The 16,475-nt window shown below is 63.2% G+C and carries 15 protein-coding genes and 1 tRNA gene; 8 read left to right on the top strand and 8 right to left on the bottom strand.

Going from position 1 to position 16,475, the window contains the following annotated elements; all coding sequences use genetic code 11:
* Positions 1-48 precede the first annotated feature (48 nt).
* On the top strand, positions 49-1,200 hold the full coding sequence (rnd, locus tag X735_RS156890; protein ID WP_023810193.1) for a ribonuclease D: 1,152 nt from the start codon (positions 49-51) through the stop codon (positions 1,198-1,200).
* 51 nt (positions 1,201-1,251) lie between these two features.
* Here the strand turns inward: rnd and X735_RS156895 are convergent, their stop codons facing one another.
* From X735_RS156895 to guaB, 3 genes are read right to left on the bottom strand one after another with little or no spacing between them, the layout of a single operon-like run.
* Positions 1,252-1,671: an MAPEG family protein gene (locus X735_RS156895; protein WP_023810192.1), complete on the bottom strand. Its 420-nt coding sequence runs from the start codon at positions 1,669-1,671 to the stop codon at positions 1,252-1,254.
* 37 nt (positions 1,672-1,708) lie between these two features.
* Positions 1,709-2,332 carry a hypothetical protein gene (locus X735_RS156900; RefSeq protein ID WP_081734813.1) on the bottom strand — a complete coding sequence of 208 codons (624 nt, stop codon included), beginning with the start codon at positions 2,330-2,332 and terminating at the stop codon, positions 1,709-1,711.
* Complete coding sequence (gene guaB / locus X735_RS156905) at positions 2,283-3,785, bottom strand: IMP dehydrogenase (RefSeq protein WP_023810190.1); 1,503 nt, start codon at positions 3,783-3,785, stop codon at positions 2,283-2,285. The genes X735_RS156900 and guaB overlap by 50 nt, the downstream gene beginning before the upstream one ends.
* Positions 3,786-4,090: 305 nt before the next feature.
* Between guaB and X735_RS156910 the strand changes: the two genes are divergently transcribed.
* Positions 4,091-5,512 (top strand): MFS transporter, encoded by a 1,422-nt coding sequence (locus tag X735_RS156910; RefSeq protein WP_023810189.1) that lies wholly within the window; start codon positions 4,091-4,093, stop codon positions 5,510-5,512.
* Positions 5,513-5,523: 11 nt separating this feature from the next.
* Here the strand turns inward: X735_RS156910 and X735_RS156915 are convergent, their stop codons facing one another.
* Positions 5,524-6,318 (bottom strand): RlmE family RNA methyltransferase, encoded by a 795-nt coding sequence (locus tag X735_RS156915; protein ID WP_023810188.1) that lies wholly within the window; start codon positions 6,316-6,318, stop codon positions 5,524-5,526.
* 22 nt (positions 6,319-6,340) lie between these two features.
* Positions 6,341-7,699 (bottom strand): Ppx/GppA phosphatase family protein, encoded by a 1,359-nt coding sequence (locus tag X735_RS156920; RefSeq protein ID WP_023810187.1) that lies wholly within the window; start codon positions 7,697-7,699, stop codon positions 6,341-6,343.
* 392 nt (positions 7,700-8,091) lie between these two features.
* On the opposite strand from X735_RS156920, the gene X735_RS156925 reads away from it, so the two are divergent.
* The 4 genes from X735_RS156925 (at position 8,092) to X735_RS156940 (ending at position 11,841) form a co-directional block, all read left to right on the top strand.
* A complete protein-coding gene (locus X735_RS156925) occupies positions 8,092-9,024 on the top strand; it encodes a lysylphosphatidylglycerol synthase domain-containing protein (RefSeq protein WP_023810186.1) in 933 nt (310 codons plus the stop codon).
* Positions 9,025-9,200: 176 nt separating this feature from the next.
* Positions 9,201-9,274, top strand: a tRNA-Gln gene (locus X735_RS156930).
* Positions 9,275-9,488: 214 nt separating this feature from the next.
* Positions 9,489-10,091, top strand: a complete 603-nt coding sequence (locus tag X735_RS156935) for a hypothetical protein (RefSeq protein ID WP_023810185.1) — start codon at positions 9,489-9,491, stop codon at positions 10,089-10,091.
* Positions 10,092-10,161: 70 nt separating this feature from the next.
* Positions 10,162-11,841, top strand: coding sequence for a hypothetical protein (locus X735_RS156940; protein ID WP_023810184.1), 1,680 nt, complete (start codon positions 10,162-10,164; stop codon positions 11,839-11,841).
* 99 nt (positions 11,842-11,940) lie between these two features.
* Here the strand turns inward: X735_RS156940 and X735_RS156945 are convergent, their stop codons facing one another.
* Complete coding sequence (locus tag X735_RS156945) at positions 11,941-12,162, bottom strand: hypothetical protein (protein WP_023810183.1); 222 nt, start codon at positions 12,160-12,162, stop codon at positions 11,941-11,943.
* 26 nt (positions 12,163-12,188) lie between these two features.
* On the opposite strand from X735_RS156945, the gene X735_RS156950 reads away from it, so the two are divergent.
* Positions 12,189-13,436 carry a L,D-transpeptidase gene (locus X735_RS156950; protein ID WP_245273168.1) on the top strand — a complete coding sequence of 416 codons (1,248 nt, stop codon included), beginning with the start codon at positions 12,189-12,191 and terminating at the stop codon, positions 13,434-13,436.
* 69 nt (positions 13,437-13,505) lie between these two features.
* On the opposite strand, the gene X735_RS156955 is transcribed toward X735_RS156950, so the two are convergent.
* Positions 13,506-14,192, bottom strand: coding sequence for a D-lyxose/D-mannose family sugar isomerase (locus X735_RS156955; protein WP_013532294.1), 687 nt, complete (start codon positions 14,190-14,192; stop codon positions 13,506-13,508).
* 190 nt (positions 14,193-14,382) lie between these two features.
* On the opposite strand from X735_RS156955, the gene X735_RS156960 reads away from it, so the two are divergent.
* Positions 14,383-15,441: a D-TA family PLP-dependent enzyme gene (locus tag X735_RS156960; RefSeq protein ID WP_023810181.1), complete on the top strand. Its 1,059-nt coding sequence runs from the start codon at positions 14,383-14,385 to the stop codon at positions 15,439-15,441.
* Between the two features lie 174 nt (positions 15,442-15,615).
* Here the strand turns inward: X735_RS156960 and X735_RS156965 are convergent, their stop codons facing one another.
* Complete coding sequence (locus X735_RS156965) at positions 15,616-16,380, bottom strand: heme ABC transporter permease (RefSeq protein ID WP_023810180.1); 765 nt, start codon at positions 16,378-16,380, stop codon at positions 15,616-15,618.
* Positions 16,381-16,475: the final 95 nt, after the last annotated feature.

Below are 16,475 nucleotides of genomic sequence, written 5' to 3'. Positions count from 1 at the left end.
CCGGCGGCTGAAATCTAGGAAGACCTTACTCCTGTCAAAAGCGATTTGATGAACGTCATCACCACCCAGAAAGAACTCGAGACCGTTCTCGCCGCTTTCGAAAAGTCGGATTTCGTCACCGTCGACACCGAATTCATTCGGGAAACGACCTTTTGGCCGATCCTGTGCCTGATCCAGATGGCCGCACCCGGCGTGACGGCGCTCATCGATCCTCTGTCGCCCGATATCGACTTGAAGCCGTTCTTCAGGCTGATGGCCAATGAAGCGGTGGTCAAAGTCTTCCACGCCGCGCGGCAGGACATCGAAATCATCGTCCACCTCGGCGATCTGGTTCCGCATCCGGTGTTCGACACGCAAGTGGCGGCGATGGTCTGCGGCTTCGGTGACAGTGTTTCCTACGATCAGCTCGTGCAGCGCATTACCGGCGCGCGGCTCGACAAGTCGTCGCGCTTCACCGACTGGCGCCACCGGCCGCTTTCCGACAAGCAACTCGACTACGCGCTGGCCGACGTCACGCATCTCATCGAGGTCTATCAGCACCTCAGCGCCGAATTGGAGCGGGAAAACCGCGCCCATTGGCTCAACGAGGAGATGGAGGTGCTGACCTCACGCGAAACCTATGATCCGCATCCCGAGGACGCCTGGAAGCGGCTGAAGATGCGGCTGCGCAAACCGCAGGAATTGGCGATCGTGCAGGGCGTTGCGGCGTGGCGTGAGCGCGAGGCGCGCGAACGCGATGTCCCGCGCGGCCGCGTGCTCAAGGACGACGCGATCTACGAGGTGGCGCAGCAGGCGCCGCGCGACACGGCAGCCCTTGGCAAGCTGCGCACGACACCGAAGGGCTGGGAGCGCTCGTCGACGGCGACGGCGCTGCTCGGCGCGGTCAACACCGCACTTGCCTTGCCCAAGGAGCAGATGCCGAAATTGCCAAAGAGTTTCCAGCCGCCCGAGGGCTCGAGCGCCGCGGCGGAACTGTTGAAGGTGCTGCTGCGGATCGTCGCCGAAAAGGAAGGCGTCGCCTCGAAGGTGCTGGCCTCCAGCGACGACATCGACCGTATCGCCGCCGAGGGCGAGGAGGCCGACGTACCGGCCCTGCAGGGTTGGCGGCGCGCGGTGTTCGGCGAGGCCGCGCTCAAGCTGGTGCGCGGCGAGATCGGCATCAAGTTCGACAAGCGCAAGATTGCGGTGTTCGATCTGTAGACGAGCATTCTTTCCTTCTCCCGCAAGCTGGGAGAAGGGAGAACTGTCTGCTCAAACCACGCCGAGCAGGTGCAGCGCGAACCAGATCCATCCCAGCAGGAGAATCACCGCACTGACGAAGAAGGACCGGCTGCGCAGCAGCAGATTGTTGCTGGTCAGGTGAACCCAGGCATGGAAATAGCGCGACGCGACGAAAATCCACATCAGCGCCAAGGTCAGATAGTTGACGCCGTTGGTCAGGTGCAGCGTCAGGCACAGCACATAGAACAGCACCGGCAATTCGAACTGGTTGGTGAGATTGGCGGCAACGGTGACGCTGGAGGCCGGCTCGCTCGAACGCACCTTGAACTGGCCGGGTTTCGCCTCGCCTGACCTGACTGCGCCGTATCTGCGGCGGCCCAGCACGCAGTAGACGATGTAGATCAGCAGCACATGCGCCAGAACAGGCCAGAAGATCGTGGTCTGGTTCACGAAGTGTCCCCTACCCGGCTGTGCTTTCCGCGCGGCATCAGGCCTGGCGTTTCTGGCCCGCCAGCCAGAAGGCGGCAATGACGATCACCGGTATGGCGAAAAGCGCGAATTTGGTGACGGTGAGCGCCGAGGCGAAAGACAGCGAGTCCGGGTTGGCCGACAGGAAATCGGACAGAAGCCGCGCCACCGCAAAGTTCTGAACGTAATGTGCAAGCGTGTAGGGAAGCACCAGGACCAACGCGAAAATCGACTGCAGCTGCGCCGGCAGCACGCGGAAAGCCTTCAATCGCCGGCCGGTGGCCAGGATGAGGCTGACCAGCGTGACCGACAGCAGCGCCGGGAACAACAGATCGAAGGTCAGATAATGCCAGACGAGAATGATCTCGCCGCCGCGCCGGCCGAGCGCCGTCAGCCAGGCCATGCCTTCGTCCGGCGTAAACCCTAAAATGCGCATGTCGAGTGACGGCAAGCCGCCGCTCAACTGGCGGAAATAGAAGAATTCCAGAGCCGTCATGGCGATGAAAACCACCCCTGACAGGAAACAGAGCGCGCCTGCGTGGCGCGATAGCCGCAGGATCGTTGCCGTCAGGTTCCGCCCGAGCCCGTACTGGTCAGGCTCCGCCGGGATAATTCGGGCTTTCGCGGGTAATCGTGACGTCATGGGCGTGGCTTTCACGAAGTCCGGCATTGGATATGCGCACAAAAGTGGCGCGCTCGCGGAAATCGGCAAGATCACGGCCACCAACATAACCCATAGCGGCTTTCAGCCCGCCTGCAAGCTGGTGCAACACTCCGGACACAGGTCCTTTGTAGGGAACCTGCCCCTCGATGCCTTCAGGGACCAGTTTCAGCGTGTCGCGCACCTCGGCCTGGAAGTAGCGATCGGCGGAGCCGCGCGCCATGGCGCCAACCGAGCCCATGCCCCGATAGGCCTTGAAGGAGCGGCCCTGGTGCAGATAGACCTCGCCAGGGCTTTCGTCGGTTCCAGCCAGCAGCGAGCCGATCATGGCGGCACTGGCGCCGGCGGCCAGCGCCTTGGCAAGATCGCCGGAATATTTGATGCCGCCATCGGCGATCACCGAGACGCCGGATTTGTGCGCCGTCTCGACAGCCGACATGATGGCGGAAAGCTGCGGCACGCCGACGCCGGCAACGATGCGGGTGGTGCAGATGGAACCCGGACCGATGCCGACCTTGACGGCGTCCGCCCCGGCGTCGATCAGCGCCTGCGTGCCCGCGGCGGTGGCGACGTTGCCGGCCAGGATGCGGACCGAGTTGGATAGTTTTTTCGCCCGCGTGACAGCGTCGAGCACGCGCTGCGAGTGGCCATGCGCGGTGTCGATCACCAGAAGGTCGACGCCGGCATCGATGAGGCGTTCGGCGCGCTCGAAACCGTCATCGCCAACGCTGGTGGCGGCGGCGGCACGCAAGCGGCCCTGCGAGTCCTTGCTGGCGTGCGGGTTGAGCTGCGACTTCTCGATGTCCTTGACGGTGATCAATCCGACGCAATTGCCCTGCCTGTCGACGACCACCAGCTTTTCGATGCGGTGCTGATGCAGAAGCCGCTTGGCCTCGTCCTGGTCGACGTTCTCCTTGACTGTGATCAGGTTGTCACGGGTCATCAGCTCATGGACCTTCTGCGCCGGATCGGACGCAAAGCGCACGTCGCGATTGGTCAGGATACCGACCAGCCGTCCGATCTTGTGGCCGCCGCTGCCGCCGTTCTCCACCACCGGAATGCCCGAGATCGAATAGCTGCGCATCAGGCCAAGCGCGTCGGCGAGCGTCGCGTCGGGGCCGATGGTGACGGGATTGACCACCATGCCGGATTCGAATTTCTTGACCTGCCGCACCTGCTCGGCCTGTTCGGCCGGCGAGAAATTACGGTGGATGACGCCAATGCCGCCGGCTTGGGCCATGGCGATGGCGAGCCGCGCCTCGGTGACGGTGTCCATCGCCGCAGAGAGGATCGGCACGTTGAGGTCGATGTCACCGGCGATGCGGGTGCGGACATCGGTCTCGCCGGGCATGACCTCGGAATGGCCGGGCTGCAGCAGCACGTCGTCAAAGGTCAGCGCCAATGCGCCGGTAGACGTTTCGATGATTTTTGCCATGGCCAGTCCCTCGATATAAACGCGGTGGGGGAATACAAAAAAGCGCTGGACCGGAATGGACAGCGCCGACTCGTTTCTTCCCTTTCAGGATTGGCGCTGGCTGGTACCACGTCCGAGCGCCGATGAAAAGCCGATGATTTCACGCTCCCGGAAAGGTGACTTTTCGGCGAAGGATGCGACCTGTGGTTGCCGGTCGCACAAAAGTGACAGCAAATTAATGCGACATGCCGGCGAAGGCATGGTAACCGCCCGCCTCAAGGCCGACATGCAACCGGCAACGCAACATTCAAGTCTGGACGCGTTCCTTGAACCGCACCATTCCGCTTATACTGGCGGTCGCCCTTTTCATGGAAAACATGGATTCGACCGTCATCGCGACATCGCTGCCGGCGATCGCCGTCGACATCCACACCAGCCCGATCGCGCTCAAGCTGGCGCTGACCGCCTATCTGGTATCGCTGGCGATCTTCATTCCGATCAGCGGCTGGATGGCAGACCGTTTCGGCGCCAAGAATATCTTTCGCGCCGCGATCGCGGTCTTCATCGTCGGGTCGATCGCTTGCGCCCTCTCCGGTTCGCTGCCGGCTTTCGTGGTGTCGCGCTTCCTGCAAGGCATCGGCGGCGCCATGATGACGCCGGTCGGGCGGCTGGTGCTGGTGCGCGCGACACCGAAAAGCGAACTCGTCGCGGCGATGTCCTGGCTGACCGTTCCGGCGCTGGTCGGACCGTTGGTGGGCCCGCCGGTCGGCGGCTTCATCACCACCTACTTCACCTGGCATTGGATTTTCCTGATCAATGTGCCGATCGGGCTGATCGGCATCTGGCTGGCGACGCGTTTCCTGCCGGAGACCGAACCCGCGCAGACCCCACCACTTGATTTCATCGGCTTCGTGCTGAGCGGGCTGGCGGCATCCGGCGTGGTGTTCGGCCTGTCGGTGGTCAGCTTGCCCTATCTGCCGCCAATCGTCGGTGTCCTCACCGTGGCGGTCGGCCTCGTATCGGGCGCGCTCTATCTGCTGCATGCGCGCCACGCCAAAAACCCGCTGCTGGCGCTCGAATTGTTCCACAACCAGGTGTTCCGCTCCTCGGTGCTTGGTGGCGGGCTGTTCCGCATCGGCATTGGTGCTGTGCCGTTCCTGCTGCCGCTGATGTTCCAGATCGGCTTTGGGCTGACGCCGTTCCAGTCCGGCATGATCACCTTCGTCTCTGCAATCGGCGCCATCGGCATGAAATTCGTCACCGCGCTGATCTTCCGCGTCGCTGGCTTCCGCCGCGTTCTGGTTGTCGGTTCACTGGTCGCCGCGGCCTCGATCGCCATCAACGGCCTGTTCACACCCGACACACCCTATCTCTTGATGCTGGCCATGCTGCTCGTCGGCGGCTTCATCCGCTCGATGTTCTTCACTGGCGTCAATGCGCTCGCCTATGCCGAGGTTTCGGCTGAAGACACCAGCAAGGCGACGCCGATTACCGCGGTCTTCCAGCAGTTGTCGGTCGCGCTCGGCGTGGCGCTGGCCGGCGGAATCCTGGAAGTATCGACGTCAATCCATGGCGGCCCGCTGTCGCTGGACGACTTCCACATTGCCTTCTTCATCGTTGCAGCGGTGTCGGCGGCGGCATCGCTATCCTTCGTCCGGCTGGCGCCCGATGCCGGCAACGCCATCTCCGGTCACGGCCGGCTGACAACACCCAAGACGCTGGAAACGGTGAGCCCGCCCGGCAATTGATGCGGCTGGCTTTACGTTTCGTCGTCCTCCGGCCCCTCGCTATGGCTCCGGGCGCTCGAGTCCTTCGGAACGTCCACTGGACGTTCCGATCCGCCTGGCGGACCGGCCTCTCGCCCTTTAAAATCCTTGGCCAGCAAATAGAGCTCGACCGATTCATCCCGCGACGCCGGCGGCTTGACGTGATGCACGGAGCGGAAGTTCTTCTTGAGCATGGAGAGCAGTTCGTTTTCGGCGCCGCCCTGGAAGGTCTTGGCAAGGAAATGCCCGCCCGGCTTCAGCACCGACAGCGCGAAATCGGCTGCCACCTCGCACAGATGCATGGTGCGGATATGGTCGGTCCGCTTGTGGCCGGTGGTCGGTGCCGCCATGTCGGACAGCACGATATCGGGATCCCCGCCCAACGCCTCGGCCAGCTTTTGCGGCGCCAGCGGATCGAGGAAATCCATCAACAGCACCGGCGCGCCGGGCACGGCGTCCATTTCGAGATAATCGATACCGATGACATGCGGCTTGTCGGCCGTCGATTTCGTCCGCGCGGCCGCAACCTGGCACCAGCCGCCGGGGGCCGCACCAAGATCGATCACCTTCATGCCGGGTTTCAGCAGATGATGCTTGTCGTCGATCTCGATCAGCTTGTAGGCCGCGCGCGAGCGATAGCCGTCAGCCTTGGAGCGCTGGACATAGGGATCGTTGATGTGGCGCTGCAGCCAGCGGCGCGACGATTCCTTCAGCCCGCTCTTCTTCTTGATCCGCGTCTTCAGCACACGAATGCTGGCGGACCCTGGTTTTTCCGGTTTCTTCGTCATTGCTTATTTCTTCGGTTCGGGCTCACGCTCTGCCACGCCCATCGTTGCGCCAGACGCCATCATCGGCCATCAGTTCGCTCAAAATACCTTCGCGCAGGCCACGATCGGCGACTCGCAGCCGCTCGGACGGCCACACGGCGCGGATCGCTTCGAGGATAGCACAGCCGGCCAGCACCAGATCGGCGCGATCGGCACCGATGCAAGGGTTGGCGCAGCGCTGCTGGAAATCCCAGCCAACCAGTCTTTCGACCATGCGATCGACGCTGTCGCGGTCCATCCACAGCCCGTCGACACGGCGGCGATCATAGCGCTCGAGCTCAAGGTGGACACCGGCCAGCGTCGTCACAGTGCCTGACGTACCCAGCAGATGGAAATTCGGACTGGCCTTGAGATGGCTCAGCCGATCGCGACCGTCGAAGCTGGCCAGCCGGCCGGCAACGTCGTCGACCATGGCGGCAAAGATCTCGCGCGTCACCGTGCGACCGCCAAAGCGCTCGGCCAGCGAGACGACGCCGACCGGCAGCGACGTCCACGACACGATATGATTGGCCAGCCTTGGCGAACGGCGGCCAGCGAGATCGATGAGCGCGATTTCCGACGAACCACCGCCAATATCGAACAGGACGACGCCTTGGGTGTCCCGCTCGACCAGCGAGCCGCAGCCGGACACCGCCAGCCGCGCCTCGGTCTGGCGGTCGATGATCTCAAGCTTCAGGCCGGCCTCGCGTTCGACACGGTCGATGAACTCGACGCCGTTTTCGGCCGTGCGGCAGGCCTCGGTGGCGATCAGCCGGGCTTTCCTGATTTTGCGGTTGCGCAATTTGTCGCCGCAGATTTTCAGCGCCTCGACCGCGCGGTCCATCGCCGGCTGGCCGAGCCGGCCATTGGCGGTGAGCCCCTCGCCCAGCCGGACGATGCGAGAAAAAGCGTCGATGACGCGGAACTGGCCATGCCGCGTCGGCACGGCGACCAGCAGCCGGCAATTGTTGGTGCCGAGGTCAAGAGCCGCAAACACCGGAAGCTCCTGGACCGGCGGCCGACGGGCGCTCTGTTCCGGCCGTGGCACTACAGCGGCGGGCGAGGCCATCGATTCCGCCGGTCTGTGGGACTCCGCCGCCGGGACACCGGTTTTGCCCGGCGCCGGCGATCGATTCTCCGTGGGACGTGCTTCGTCGCGCGCAAAAACCTTGCGCCCGCGCCTTCGCTTGCGCCGCTTCTTGGGCTTGCCTTTGTGGGGTGCGTCGCCCGCCTGCCCGTCCGCGGAGCGGAGCTCCGTCGGGCGGCGTTGCTGCCAGCTTGCGTTCCCCGGGCCAGCCGACCCCTGGGAAGCGCTGGACACGCCCACCTCCGGCGCGCCGGCGCCGGTGTCGTGGTCTTCCACTGTCGTTCCTTCCGGCGCCGCGCGAACCTATGATGGACGCAGCAGGCGCTTCAGTGTTTTAAGTTGCCGCCAGACTAACAGCGCCGCGCCCGATCACCAAGAGCCGCGTGCCGAATTTTGCCGGCAGGCCGCAAACCGCCGTTCCGGTGCGGCCGCGTAATGAACCCGCACGCCGCAGATGCCGGCGCTACGCCTGCCGGCATCTCTTTCGGCCGCTCACGACGGACAAATCTTGCCGGCCGCCGCTGCGACAAGGGTTCGCGGTTGAATAGCCGGCTTCGATGAGGCATTTCTGAAATGAGCGGAAGAATCCGGCAAGCCGGCCTCCCACCAGCCACGGAAAAGGAAGCGGACCCGCAACGCATGGCAGTCAGGCAATGAATTGGCAGGCAATGAACTGGAGACGCTATTTCTGGCCGGTTGTCGGCATCGCCGCCGTGATCTTCTCGCTGCTGCTGCTCTGGCACGAACTGCGCGGCGTTTCACTCGACGACGTCTGGGACGGTATCACGGCCATTCCGACCCGGGGTTGGGTCCTTGCCGCGCTGTGTTCGGTCATCGCCTATGCCTCGCTTGCCGGCTACGACCACATCGCGCTCCTGCATATCGGCAAGCGCGTGTCGTGGCTGTTCGTCACGCTGTGCTCCTTCACGACCTATGCGCTGTCGCACAACATTGGCGGTTCGGTGTTTTCCGGCGCCGTCATCCGCTATCGCGCCTACGGCACCAGAGGCCTGACCGGTCAGGATGTCGGCGTGCTGGTGGCGATCTGCTGGATCACCTTCGTGCTATCGACGATTCTCGCCTCTGGCCTCGTTCTGGTGTTCGAGCCAGAGGTACTCGACCGGTTTTCCGGCATCGCTCATCATGGCCTGTCGGAAGCGGCCGGTATCGCGATGCTGCTGCTCGTCGCCGCCTATGTCTTCGGCAGCTGGCTGCATCTGCGCCCGCTGAAGATCGCCAGCTTTCAGCTCCACTATCCGGCGCTGCCGATCGTCGCCCGGCAGTTGCTGATCGGCCCGATCGAACTGCTGGCCGCCGCCGCGATCATCTTCTTTGCCCTGCCAGCAGCCCACAATCCCGGTTATTTCGTCATTCTCGGCGTCTTCCTCGTCTCCTTCTCGATCGCACAGATCTCGCATGCGCCGGGCGGGCTCGGCGTGTTCGAGGTGGTGTTTCTCGCCGGCCTGTCGGACATGGATCCGGTCGGCGTGCTGGCGGCGCTGCTGGTGTTCCGGCTGTTCTACCTGATCATCCCGCTGATTCTGGGCCTGGGGGTGGTGCTGTTCTTCGAACGCTCGCAGTTCAGCCGGACGGAGCCTTGAGGCGCGGGATTGGACTGGGGGCCGCGCGCCGGCATCTGAAGAGTGGTGTCTGAAATCACCTGACGAAACCTGCCATTGAACCACAGAGCAGGCTTGACTATTTTCCGCTGGCGGCTACAAGGCAGCGCTCACAGCGGCTTGCCCGCTCGGCCCGCACGGTTCATGACCGCGCCTGCTGGGGAATAGGTTAACGGTAGACCCACGGACTCTGACTCCGTTAGTCCTGGTTCGAATCCAGGTTCCCCAGCCAAAATCCCACAAGCAAACCGATGATTTAGCACGCCAATTTGGCATCGTTTTCATCTGCATCGCTATGTCAGTTACGCACAGTACCGGGCTTTTACGGGCGCTACCCGCAGTTGCCCGCAATTGAGCCGGTCGAGATTCCCGGAGCGAAAAAGATCGTTGCCGCCGGCGCGTGCTACTCGCTAAGCTTCATGAAGGTTCCAGCACAATGCCGCGTCATGCTCACTGACAGCCAGTACATTTTCGAAAGCATCAAGGAGGGCTGCTTGACGCTCTCCGATGACGAGTTCGTCATCGACAGGCTGGTGAAGTATTTCGGCAATGGGAGGATCCGATGGCATGTCGAATTCCGTGGGCATCGCGTCGAGCTGACGACAGGCCAGCTCAAGAAGCAGCCGACCTTCCGCAGGAAGATACTCGAACAGGCTGGGGTGCTGCCGCCCCAGCGTGCCGGAACCGACTACAGGCGATGGGCACTCGATCTGAGGAAGAATGCCATCGAGCTTCCGTGGCGGGATAGGCCGGTGGACGTCGGTTTCGCCATCGACAGGCTGACCAGCCATGGCGATGAGCGCTGGACGGTCGAATACCAGGGCAAGGCCATCAAATTCACGACGACCAAACTCCGCAGGCAGGTGAGTTTCCGCAAACGCATGCTGGCCAAGGCCAAGGTGTTGCCGCCTCAGTTGGACCCGGCTGCCTATCGGAAGTGGATGGACTGGCTCATTCAAAACGCCACTGACCCGCAGCCCGGCGATGTCTTGATGACGGAAAAAAGTTGGCTCGACGACCTGCCAGAGCTAGCCGGCTGGCAAAAATGAAGCGCCGCTTAAGGACCAGCTAGCAGTGGTGGCAATATCTAGAACAACAGCCCAAACTTGAATGGAAGACATGGACCGCTTCGACCTCGGCACCTACCGCCGCCCCATCTCCACTCGCTCGGCAGAAACCCAGCGTTGGTTCGATATCGGCCTCAACTGGTGCTACGGCTTCAACCATGAGGAAGGCATCAAGTGTTTTCAGAAGGCGCTGGAGACGGATCCTGACTGTCCGATGGTTCATTGGGGCATCGCCTATGCCGCCGGACCTTTCTACAATCTGACCTGGAAGGAGCATGGCGAGGCCGAGGCCGGCAGCGCGGCCAAGCGCTGCTTCGAGCATGTCCAGCTTGCGCGGGCCAATGCGGTTGCCGCCAACGAAATCGAGAAGCGGCTGATCGAGGCGTTGGCCGCCCGCTTCCAGAAGCCGCACCGGGTGAGCCCCGAGGAATTCGAACGGTGGGGTGACGCCTATGCCGCCGCGATGCGGCTTGTGTACAGCGACTTTCCCGACGACCATGATGTGATGGCACTGCTGGTCGAAGCGCTGATGATGCGCACGGTGCGGCGGCTGTGGAACCTCAAGACCGGCGCGCCGGCTCCGAATTCCGATGTCGTCGAGGCGCTCGATGTCTGCGAGCGGTCGATCCGGCTTGCCGATGAAGCCGGCGCGGCACAACATCCGGCGATCGTCCACCTGCACATTCATCTCCTGGAAATGTCCACCATGCCGGAGCGCGGCATGCGCTCGGCGGATCTGCTCGGCGAGATGTGCCCCGATGCCGGACATATGAACCACATGCCGGGGCACATCTATGTGCTGTGCGGCGAGTATGAGAAAGCCAAACGTGCCAGCGAAAAGGCGGTGCGCGCCAACGACCTCTATCTGGCCTATGCGGACGAGCCGACCTACTATTTGCTGGGCTGCTGCCACGATCTGCACCTGATGATGTTTACCTGCATGTTGTCGGGCCAGTACCGGCCTGCACTGTGGGCCGCCGACAGAGTGCGCAGCCTGGTCACGCGCGAGGTGGTCGCCATCCAGGGCCGGCCCAAGCTCACGCAGACGGTGGAAGGCTACCATGCGATGAAATCGCATGTGCAAGTGCGCTTCGGCCGCTGGCAGGAGATCATCGACGAGCCTGTAACCGCGGAGCCCGGCCTCTATGTGCTGACGGCGGCCATGCAGCACTACGCCAAGGGCGTCGCGCATGCGACGCTTGGGCAATTTGCTGAGGCCGAGCGCGAGCGCGAAGAGTTCCATCGGCATCTGAAAGGTATTGCGCCCGAGCGGCGCTTCCTCAGCAACCCGGCGCAGGCTTCGCTGGCTGTCGGTGTCGCTCTGCTCGACGGCGAGCTGGCGTACCACCAGGGCCGGCATGACGAGGCCTATGGCCATTTGCGGCAGGCGGTCGAGCTTGACGACAATTTGTCCTACACCGAACCGTGGGCCTGGATGCACCCGCCGCGCCATGCGCTGGCGGCGCTGCTTCTCGACCAGAGCAACGCGCAAGAAGCAGAACAGGTCTATCGCGACGACCTGGGCCTGAGCGGCACGGTGCAGCGCTGCGCCCAACATCCGAACAATGTCTGGGCACTGCACGGGCTGGTAGAATGCCTGAAACGGCGCGGCGAGACTGATGAATTGCCGATATTGCAGACAAGCCTTGCCGCGGCGATGGCCAAGGCGGATGTGCCGATCACCTCGTCCTGCCTGTGCAGGACGAGCGCGCAGCAAGGCTGCTGTCACTGACGCGAAGTCAGCCTGTCGCCACTGTTGCGGCCGATCGGCTCGCCAAACAAATTGTCGGCCGATCGTCGTTGGCGGTGGAAACCTCGCCGCCCGGTCGTGTCACCTGCCGATCAGCCAAGGCTCCATGCCGCGTCGTTCCACGCCTTCGTCGATCAGCACGGAGCAGTCTATCTCATCGTGAAGCTGGGCGTTTGGGTCAGACGAAAGCCAGGAAGCATAGGACCGAAGCTGCTTGAGCCTGGCTGTTTTCTCCAGCCGTGCCTGGCGCTCATCCTCGGCTGGTTGAGCCGGTCTTCTGTCCTTCTGGGCAGGAAATGTCATCCTGGCTCTCCTCGGTCACTGAGCCTATGAAAACAGGCGCTCAATGGGACCTTGGCCCATTGCCAACACAGGCGCTGACGAGAGTCGCCATCCATCTTGATGATGGCGGACCCTTATCAACAATGCACCCGCGCCACCGCCGGGTGCTCCTGGTCCGGGTTCGCTGCGGCGCATCGGCACTCGGCAGCCGGACTCAGATGCAGGGAAATGGAACCAGATCGGCCGTGCGACGTCATAGAAGCAGGTGCTCATACAGGAGTGTGACCTCCATGATCAGGCTCGTTCTTGCCGCGGCCGCCATGCTCGTCATGGCATGCGATGCAACGGCGGCGGCAAAACTGGACGCGGCCACCGTCAACAACGCCCAATTTGACGGCAGCGAAGCGAAAGGCGTCAGTGTGACCGTGCTGAAGGCGCAAATCCTCCTGGATCGTGCACGCTTCTCGCCAGGCCTGATCGACGGCCGCCAAGCAGAGAACTTCACCCGGGCAGTCAGTGCGTTTCAAGCGGCCAACGGATTGCCTGCCGACGGCAAGCTTACCCGCGAGACATGGGACAAGCTGGTCGCGACATCCTCGCGCCCCGCGCTTGAGACCTACGAGTTGACGCGCAAGGATGTGCGTGGACCGTTCACCAGGCGAATTCCGGCGCGCATGGAGAGGATGGCCCGCCTGCCCCGGCTCGCCTATCACAATGCCTTGGAAAAGATGGCGGAGCGCTTCCACATCAGCGAGCAGCTGCTTGAACGGCTCAATCCCGGCATCGGCTTCAGAAAGGCGGGGCAAAAGCTGCTGGTGCCAGCTGTCGCCCGAGGTGATCCGCCGCAAGACATTGGGAACGTCGAGGTCGACAAGAGCGCTCGCCAGGTTCGCGTGCTCGACCCTTCCGGCAAAGTGCTTGCGACGTACCCCGCCTCGATCGGGAGCCAGGAGAAGCCCGCGCCGAGTGGCGAGGCAGAGGTCAAACGCGTGGTGCGCCACCCAACCTATCACTACGATCCAGAGTTTGCCTTCAAGGGGGTGAAGACCAAGCGCCCCTTCACGATCGCTGCCGGACCAAACAATCCGGTGGGATCGGTCTGGATCGATTTGTCCATCGATAGTTATGGCATTCACGGGGCGCCGGACCCAGGCAAGATCGGAAAGACCTTCTCGCATGGTTGCATCAGGCTGACCAACTGGGATGCCGAAGACCTCGCCTCCGAAGTGCAAAAAGGCACAAAGGTCGTCTTCAAGGACGAAGCGGCAGGATCGGTCGAACAAGGATCGCAGTAGGTAGGCGCTACCGGCTAACCCGCTTTCGATCGTGGGGCTGGCGTCACCGAAGGCATGGGGCGGCGCCCCCTACCCCAGCCACTTCTCATAGTCGGACACCAGCAGGTGGATCGGGGCAACGTCTTCGTCGATGTTGGAAAAACGGCCGATCGGTTCGCGAAACACATTGTCGGTGAGATCGTCATTGACGGTCGAGACCTCGCCGATCAGCACGTCCTTGCCCTCGGCCCAGAAGGCATGCCAGACGCCGGGCAGCAGCGTGACGCTCTGGCCCGGGTCGAGCTTCAGGAGCCCACCCGCAGGCAGCCTGTGGATGGTTCCGTCGACCGGCACCGAGACCTCGGCCTTGGGATCGATGCCGCCGTCGCGGTCATGCATGAACAGTTCCAGCACCAGCTTGCCGCCGCCACGGTTGATGATGTCCTCGGCCTTGATGTTGTGGCGGTGCATCGGCGACAGCTGGTCCTTGCGCGAGATCATGATCTTTTCGGCATAGAGCATGCCCATGCCCTTCTTCATGTCCTCGTAGCGGCCGTTGCGAACGGTGAACAGGAACAGGCCGAGTTCCCTGAATTTCTCTTGCCCGTAATCGGTGATGTCCCAGCCAAGCCGCGAGGTGAATACGGCCGACGAGTCGACCTGACGCGCCTTCGCCTCCTGCGGCGACCAATAGGCGAAGGGCGGCATGATGTAGCCGAACGAGCGGATGAAAGCGTCGGCTTCGCGGATGATGTCGTTGATGGCGGAGCGCTTCATGATCATGATCCCTTCGTATCGATTTGTCTGGCAAATCGCATAGCCGAACGTCGATGCGGTGTCGATCCATCTCGCCGCCTGTCCGGCGTTGCGCTTAGGCGCATGGACCACAAATCCGCTTCGCTGGCCGCGTGACATCACGGATTTTCAGGGCCATAAAACCCGCGGATTCCTCATGGGGTGAAAGATGATGCCGACCGTTCACGATCTCGATACGCCATCCATCCTGATCGACACCACGCGCGCGGAAGCCAACATTGCCCGCGCCCAGGCGCATGCCGACAAGAACGGGCTGAAGCTCAGGCCGCATATCAAGACGCACAAATTGCCCTACTGGGCGAAGAAGCAGGTGGCGGCCGGCGCCGTCGGCATCACCTGCCAGAAGATTGGCGAGGCCGAGGTGATGGCGGATGCCGGGCTGACCGATATTTTTCTTCCCTACAACATCCTTGGGCGCGCCAAGCTGGAGCGGCTTCTGGGGCTGCACGGGCGCGTCACCCTGTCGGTGACAGCGGACAGCATGGAGACGCTCGAAGGGCTGGCAACCACCTTCACCGATGCCGGTCATCGCTTGCAGGTGCTGGTTGAATGCGACACCGGCATGGGCCGCTGCGGCGTGCAGTCGGCTGATGAAGCGGTCGCGCTGGCAAGACAGATCGACAGAGCCGGCGGCCTCGCCTTCGGCGGACTGATGACCTACCCGGCCGCCGGGCGGGCAGCGGAGGCCGAAGCCTGGCTCACCGAGGCCAAGCAGGCACTTGCCGCGTCGGGCCTCGCCTGCGAACGCATCTCCAGCGGCGGCACGCCGGATATGTGGCGCTCCAGCGATACATCTGTTGTCACGGAGTATCGTCCAGGCACCTACATCTATCTCGACCGCTATCAGGTCGCCAAAGGCGTCGGCGGCCTCGACGACTGCGCGCTAACGGTGCTGTCGACGGTGGTCAGCCATCCCACAGCGACGCGCGCTATCCTCGATGCCGGGAGCAAGGCGCTGTCCAGCGATACGCTGGGTCTCGCCGATTTTGGCGAGTTGCTCGGCGTGTCGGGAGCGCGGGTGACGGGCCTGAGCGAGGAGCACGGCACCGTCACGCTTTCGGGCGACGGCAAGCTGCGCATCGGCGAGCGCGTGCGTGTCGTGCCCGACCATTGCTGCGTCGTCACAAACCTGTTCAACGAGGTCAATCTGGTCGACGGCGACACGGTGCTGGAAACGTTGCCCGTGGCGGCGCGGGGAAGGATGGGGTGAGGGTCATCGTCAAGGCCAGCGAAACGCCGCAGTATCTTCAGCACGCCGGCGGGACAGCGCCCCCTCTGGCCTGCCGGCCATCTCCCCCTCAAGTGGGGAGATCAGCAGCTTCAGCGCCCCACTCACTGCTCAGAGATAGACGTTGGCGAAAGCGAAAATTACAGTCGACGCGCGTCAGTTGGCGGACCGCTCGGCCTGCCGTGCCGCAACCCTGCGCGTGGCAATCACCCGGCGGCGGCGGATTTCGGTGCGCATCGCCATCAGGTGCAGCGCGAAGAACAGCACGGTGAAGCCGAGCGCCATCACCAGTAGCGGCCATAGCAGGCTGGGATCGATGGTCGAGCCGCCCATGCGGAACACCGAGGCCGGCTGATGCAGCGTGTTCCACCAGTCGACCGAGAATTTGATGATCGGGATGTTGATGAAGCCGACCAGCGTGATGATGGCGGCGGCCCAGGCGGCGCGGCTTGCGTCGTCGAGTGCGCGGGTCAGCGCGATGATGCCGAGATACATCAGGAACAGCACGAAGACCGAGGTCAGACGCGCATCCCAGACCCACCAGGTGCCCCACATCGGCTTACCCCAGATCGAACCGGTGATCAGCGCCAGCGCGGTGAAGACGGCGCCGATGGGGGCTGCGGATTTCAGCGCGACATCTGCCAGCGGGTGCCGCCAGACAAGCGTGCCCAGCGCCGAGACCGCCATCAGCGTGTAGCACATCATGGCCAGCCAGGCGAAAGGCACGTGGATGTACATGATGCGGACGGTTATGCCCTGCTGGAAATCCTCAGGCGCGGCGAAGCTCATATAGAGCCCGACGGCGAGGATGAGTGTGGCGATCGTGGCCAGCCACGGCACGACCTTGTCCGCCAGCCCGACGAAGCGCGTCGGGTTGGCGAGATCCATCCAGCCGGTCAGGCGTGAAGTCGTGTCGCTCATGCGTTTCTACATAAACCGCCGCGGCGTTCGGGGCAATCGAGCGTGGTGTCGCAGACGCAATTGGGGCGGCCGTGCCTGTACTCTCACCTGGACCT

The organism is Mesorhizobium sp. L2C084A000 (genome assembly GCF_000502875.1).
Classification (GTDB): Bacteria; Pseudomonadota; Alphaproteobacteria; order Rhizobiales; family Rhizobiaceae; genus Mesorhizobium.
This window is presented reverse-complemented; position numbering and strand designations above follow the sequence as displayed.